The organism is Tardiphaga sp., assembly GCF_041424195.1.
Lineage (GTDB): Bacteria > Pseudomonadota > Alphaproteobacteria > Rhizobiales > Xanthobacteraceae > Tardiphaga.
The window spans coordinates 1-3,574 of the sequence record NZ_JBGMOE010000209.1 but is presented as its reverse complement, the minus strand read 5'-3'; the positions used below and the strand labels follow the sequence as shown (position 1 = coordinate 3,574).

The following is a 3,574-nucleotide window of genomic DNA, read 5'->3' as shown; positions in this document are numbered from 1 at the left end:
TTTCGTGGTCCAGACTATCATAGTCTCTGGGCCACTCAGCGGGGGGCAGATCACATGGGCGAGATCGATAGCGTTGCGGATGATGTCGGCCTTCTCTCCGAGACTCGGAGCGATGTTTATGGCGGCATCCGTGATAATGAGCGGGCGGGGATGGCCAGGAACATCCATCAGGTAAGCGTGGCTGATCCGCCGATCCGTTCTCAGGCCGGTAAGTCGCGAAACGATCGCACCCATTAGCTCGTCAGTGTGCAGCGAGCCCTTCATGACCAATTTTGCTTCGCCCGCACGGACCAGCGCGACGGCTTTCGCCGCTGCGTCATGGCTATGGTCTGCCGGAACAATCCGGAAGCCGGAGATGTCCTTGCCTGCATCCTTCGCAGCTTGCCGGATCCTCGCCTCAGGTCCGACCAGAACGGCTTCGATCAGGCCTGCTTCCGCTGCCTCGATCGCTGCCTTGAGTGCAGTTGCGGAGCAGGGGTGGACGACGGCGGTTATGACCGGTTCGTGGGATGCCGCAGCGGCAACCAGGCGCCGATAAGCGTCATGATCGGAGAGACGGATGTCGGGGAGGGCGATGCGTGCGCGGCGCACCTTCTCCTCCGGCGCCCTCACTTCCGCCTCGCCCGTGATGACCTCATCGCCATGCTGGTTGGCACAGCGGCAATCGAAGAGAACCACTCCCTTGTCGGACTGCTTTTCTCGCACCGTGACGGTCGCGGTGATACAGTCGCCCAAGCCCACGGGTCGCACGAAACGCAGCGACTGGCTGAGATAGATGGCGCCCGGCCCCGGCAATTCTGTGCCCAGAACCGCCGAAATAAGGCCGCCGCCCCAGAGACCGTGGGCGATGACATGTCGGAACACATCGCCGGCGGCATAACCGTCATCGAGATGGGTCGGGTTAACGTCGCCCGAAACAAGCGCGAATAGCGCGATGTCCTGCCGAGACAAGGTGCGCGAGACGCTGGCGGTATCGCCAACATTGATCTCGTCGAATGTGCGGTTCTCGATCATGTCCGGATCGCCCATGAACCTCAGCGCTCCATCAACGAGGTGTCTGGAGTCAGGGTGAGCGGAGCATAGCCTCTGTCGAAAGCGCCAATCGTCGATCCGCCTCGAAGGGTTCGCCGCAAGCCCTGCGCACGATGCTGCCGACTTTCGACGGGGCATCGAACTCCCGGTCGTACCATCCGCCGTCGCAGGCCGGGATTGGTGGCGAAGAAATTCGTCGGTACGACCATGTCCCGAACCTGTCGCATGGCAAAATGTACGATGCCCTCAAAATGCCTGGATGCACCGCCAATGCAGGCGATCTGCTGGTTGAAAAGGAATGGCTGGGCAATCAGGTCGGACGAAGGGCGTTTCCAGGCCGGATCCGAAAAGCGGTGGTCCTGCGCAAGTGGATTATTGTCCGGCGCCGCCTCGGAAGCGACCGCCCTCCGGCCAACGCAATCAAAAACGTGCATATATTCGCGCGCTGCCTTCGCGCCGAACTGACATTGTTTTCGGGGAGGCGGGACGATATGCGGTGCCAAGTTGGCCCTAGCCAGTGACATGGTCGCGGGGGACGGGCTGCGGGTCGCCCGGGCTTTCGCCGCGATGGCGGCGCGTTCGGGCGTTCGGGCGATACCATCAAGAGGATCGGGGACATTGGATTGGTCGCGAGCGCCCATGCGGGTTGAACTCCTTCACCTGGCATGACGTTGGTGCCGTTCCGAGGCATGCAGTGCACTACGTAAATGTCCGCGGCTCGCGCTCGCGTGACTGATCGCAGCGCGTGCCAAGGGTCGCGGTCGTGATCGTTGTGTTATGGACGCAACGTCGGTACCGCTATGCGTTCGACGCTTAACTCAGTCGGTCAGCACCAAATGTCTGGAAACAAATTTTTTAAGCGCTCGGGAAATACTTATATGTCCCAAAGGCGTATACCCACATGCGTTCAGACTTGCTCCCGCGTCATTCCTGAGCGCTATTTATTGGATTAGAGACTGGAGATGCCCCGTGCCGCAGCCCCTTGAAAGTGCCCTCGCCGTAACCCGAGCCAATATGCGCCTGGCGCTCAAGCTGGCCGATGCCTGGCGGGACAGTGGTCAGAAGATTGTCGATATAAGCGGGCGCGGCGCCACGGAATTCGCGGCGAAAAGCAAAACTATGCCAACCCAGCAAGCAGGGGATCCGTTGCTTGTCGTCTCGCGGCAATCTCAGGACTATCTGGCTGAAGTCGAGGCGCTCCGGGTGGCAACCCTGGCGCAGATTCAGGAGGCGGTCGTCGATTGGCGCAAGAGCATTTCGGAGACGGTGACCGAGGGCTTCGAAGATGCCGGCCGCTCCCCGTTTGAAGCGTTGCTGAAGCCATGGTTTGCTATGCTGCAGGGCGGCTCCGGTTCCGGTGTTGATAGGAACGGCGAAGAACGAAATGCCGATAGCTGAGGTTGAAGCGGCCGTGATCAGGTCAATGTCGCACACCGACTGGTATCATGGCCGCCACCAGTGAGGCGGTGAAGAATTTATTCTTTCCAATAGAGTACTACTAGGGCGCTCATATTATCGGCAAATAGGTCGGCAATGATCCGGATCGGCGCGCTAAAACTCAAAGCTCAGATTTTCTGCGGCGTGGAATCTGCCATTGGCCCTGGCAAAGCCGATCTGCTCGAAGCGATTGATCGCGAAGGGTCGATTTCGGCAGCTGGGCGCTCGATGGGAATGAGCTATCGCCGGACGTGGCTCCTCGTGGACGCGCTCAATCGCTGTTGGTTGGAACGAGTGGTGGAAACGGTTTCCGGCGGGAGTCGTGAAAGGGGGGCCAGGCTGACCGATTTTGGCCGCCAACTTCTGTTCTCTTATCGAGATTTGGAAACACTGCTTGCGGATGCGGCAGATGATGGCCGCCTTAACGCTTTGCTTTCCCTCCTGCGGGATCGGCCGCTACCTAAGCAGACATCATTGCGAAGCCGTAACATCTTGGACTGAGGTGGTCCCGCCTTGCTGGACAGTTTGGCGGCTGAGTTAAGCTAATCCCGGTTGTCGTTCATGCCGCCTGCTTGATCATCAGATCATGGGGGGCATGCCCCCCATGATCTGATTGCCCGTTTCGCCGATAGGCCTCAACCGGCGTTCTGCCGGCAAGGCTCGAGTGCGGACGCTGGGTGTTGTAATAGGTGATCCATCGGCCAAGGCCAGCCCGCAGCTCCGATCCGGTCTCGAAGGCGTGGAGATAGACGCATTCGTATTTGAGGGATCGCCAGAGGCGCTCAATGAAGACGTTGTCCATCCACCGCCCCCGGCCGTCCATGCTGATGCGGACCTCGGCCTCGCGCAGCACGCTGGTGAACGCGAAGCTGGTAAATTGGCTGCCCTGGTCGGTGTTGAAGATTTCAGGCTTGCCGAAGCGGGCCAGCGCATCCTCCAGGGCCGCGACGCAGAAGCCGGCATCCATCGTGTTCGACAGCCGCCAGGCCAGCACCTTGCGGGTCGCCCAGTCCATGATCGCCACCAGATACAGGAAGCCCCGGCGCATGGGGAGTGGAGTAGGAAGCGCATAAGCGCTTCCCCTCCCCGAACCGTACGTGCACCT

Annotated in this window: 5 protein-coding genes; 2 read left to right on the top strand and 3 right to left on the bottom strand. The window is 60.3% G+C overall.

Features of this window, described 5'->3' with window-relative positions; all coding sequences use genetic code 11:
- On the bottom strand, window positions 1-1,029 hold a 1,029-nt coding region (locus ACEK02_RS29345; RefSeq protein ID WP_371424967.1), incomplete at its 3' end, for a bifunctional enoyl-CoA hydratase/phosphate acetyltransferase.
- Between the two features lie 5 nt (window positions 1,030-1,034).
- Window positions 1,035-1,673, bottom strand: a complete 639-nt coding sequence (locus ACEK02_RS29340) for a hypothetical protein (protein WP_371424966.1) — start codon at window positions 1,671-1,673, stop codon at window positions 1,035-1,037.
- Between the two features lie 328 nt (window positions 1,674-2,001).
- Between ACEK02_RS29340 and ACEK02_RS29335 the strand changes: the two genes are divergently transcribed.
- Together ACEK02_RS29335 and ACEK02_RS29330 are read left to right on the top strand one after the other, a co-directional pair.
- On the top strand, window positions 2,002-2,430 hold the full coding sequence (locus tag ACEK02_RS29335; protein WP_371424965.1) for a hypothetical protein: 429 nt from the start codon (window positions 2,002-2,004) through the stop codon (window positions 2,428-2,430).
- Window positions 2,431-2,565: 135 nt separating this feature from the next.
- Window positions 2,566-2,970, top strand: coding sequence for a winged helix-turn-helix domain-containing protein (locus ACEK02_RS29330; protein WP_371424964.1), 405 nt, complete (start codon window positions 2,566-2,568; stop codon window positions 2,968-2,970).
- Window positions 2,971-3,028: 58 nt separating this feature from the next.
- Here ACEK02_RS29330 and ACEK02_RS29325 read toward each other — a convergent pair.
- The coding region (locus tag ACEK02_RS29325) for an IS3 family transposase (protein WP_371424963.1) at window positions 3,029-3,574 on the bottom strand (546 nt) is incomplete at its 5' end.

Coding starts and splice junctions, on each gene's coding strand:
- ACEK02_RS29330 (WP_371424964.1), top strand. CDS start 2,566: ATGATCCGGATCGGCGCGCTAAAACTCAAAGCTCAGATTTTCTGCGGC.
- ACEK02_RS29340 (WP_371424966.1), bottom strand. CDS start 1,673: ATGGGCGCTCGCGACCAATCCAATGTCCCCGATCCTCTTGATGGTATC.